Consider the following 1,871-nt stretch of genomic DNA (forward strand, 5'->3'; position numbering starts at 1 on the left):
GCAGAAGCGCTCGGCCTTGACAACCTGCACGACCAGATGCGCGAGGGCACGACCGACAAGCGCTATTTCACGCTGGTGCAGGGGGACTGGAAGAACGCCCGCCAGCATGTGAAGTTGCCGCTCTTCAAGTACAGCAAACTGTTTAGCCGCATCGGTGGCGGCGAGAAGAAAGCCGATGCCCAGCACGCTGACGTGGTTGCGGCCATGACCGCCGTGGCCGAAAAGGTGGGCGAGTTCGCACAAGCCACCGCGCAGACTGGCAAGGATGTCGCCGAGGCCGTGGCGCGCCTGGAGAAGCTGGAGAAGCGTGTCGGCGATGAATCAACCACCGCCGAGCAGTTCCGCCAGACCGTCAATCTGACCGACAAGAGCAACGTACAGCGCCCACCGGCCACCGGTGGCGGCAGCAGCGGCGCTGCGCTGACCGAGTTCTAAGCCGGCCCTGGCACGTCCCCCCCTTTTACGCATTTACCCTGGAGCAGAACACATGAAGAATCAGACCCGTGCCGCCTATAACGCCTACACTGCGCGCCTGGCGAGCCTGAATGATGTCGCTGGCGGCGCCGTCCATTCGACGTTCTCGGTAGACCCGAGCGTGCAGCAGAAGCTGGAAGACAAAATGCAGGAATCGTCGGAATTCCTGTCCAGCATCAACCTGATTGGCGTCGATGAACTGGAAGGCGAGAAGATCGGCCTGGGCGTGTCCGGCCCCATCGCCAGCCGCACCGATACCCGCGGCGACAAGCGCCGTAACACCCGCGATGCATCAGCCCTGTCGAACACCCGCTATCGCTGCGAGAAAACCAATTTCGATACTCATATCACCTATGCCAAGCTGGACGCCTGGGCCAAGTTCCAGGACTTCCAGTTGCGCCTGGCTAATGCCATTCTGAAGCGCCAGGCACTGGACCGCATCATGATCGGCTTCAACGGCGTGAAGGTCGCGGCCGATACCAATCTCGACCAGTATCCGCTGCTGCAAGACGTGAACAAGGGCTGGCTGCAGCAGATCCGCGAGCAGTCGCCGCAGCGTGTCATGGGCCTGGTCGGCCAGGATCTGCCGGGCAAGGTCATCATCGGCAAAGGCGAAGGTACCGATTATGTGAACCTCGATGCCGCCGTGTATGACGCGGTAACCAATCTGGACCCGTGGTATCAGGACGATACCGGCCTGGTGGTGATCGTCGGTCGCGAACTGCTGCATGACAAGTATTTCCCGCTGATCAACAAGGCACAAGCGCCGACCGAAGTCCTGGCCGCCGACATCATCGTGAGCCAAAAGCGCATCGGCGGCCTGCCGGCTGTGCGGGTGCCGTCCTTCCCGGCCAATGCCATGTTGATTACCCGCCTGGACAATCTGTCGATCTACTTCCAGAACGGTGGCCGCCGCCGTCGCGTGGTCGATGAACCGAAGGCCGACCGCATCGAAAACTATGAATCGTCCAACGACGCCTACGTGATCGAGGATGAGGGCTTGGCCGCTCTGGTAGAAAACGTGGTGCTGCAAGATGCGGCAGCGGGTGGCGCCTGATGTCTCGCCTGTCCCCCGCTGCGCGCCATCGGGAACGGATGCTGGGCAAGCTGGCGGCGGCTGCCGGCGAGCCTGGCGGCGTGACCACTGGCAGCGCCTATGAGCTGATGCTAATGAAGCTCCACGAAGACCGCCGCACGCTGTCCAACATTCAATCCATCGAACGCAAGATTGAGATGAAGGCCACCATGGCGGCCCAGTGCAAGGCCGGGCTGGTCGGCTCGTTTCCGGCGCTCAATGCACGGCCGGCCGAGCTGCTCGATACCTGGCTGAGCCAGTTGCAGGAAGAACTGGCCGAGTGGCAACAAGCGCATCCGCAACGCAAGGTCGGGCCGATCGC

General features: G+C 62.1%; 2 protein-coding genes and 1 pseudogene. All 3 read left to right on the plus strand.

What is annotated here, in order from left to right:
* On the plus strand, positions 1-435 hold a 435-nt coding region (locus tag I5W_RS01695; RefSeq protein WP_199901688.1), incomplete at its 5' end, for a GPO family capsid scaffolding protein.
* 52 nt (positions 436-487) lie between these two features.
* Positions 488-1,531: a phage major capsid protein, P2 family gene (locus I5W_RS01700; protein WP_044527948.1), complete on the plus strand. Its 1,044-nt coding sequence runs from the start codon at positions 488-490 to the stop codon at positions 1,529-1,531.
* Positions 1,531-1,871 (plus strand): annotated as a pseudogene (locus I5W_RS33040) (hypothetical protein); the annotation flags it as partial. The gene I5W_RS01700 and the pseudogene I5W_RS33040, both read left to right, overlap by 1 nt.

Origin of the sequence: Herbaspirillum sp. B65, assembly GCF_000333555.1 — a bacterium.
GTDB classification, from domain to species: Bacteria; Pseudomonadota; Gammaproteobacteria; order Burkholderiales; family Burkholderiaceae_D; genus Herbaspirillum; species Herbaspirillum rubrisubalbicans.

Coding starts and splice junctions, on each gene's coding strand:
- I5W_RS01700 (WP_044527948.1), top strand. CDS start 488: ATGAAGAATCAGACCCGTGCCGCCTATAACGCCTACACTGCGCGCCTG.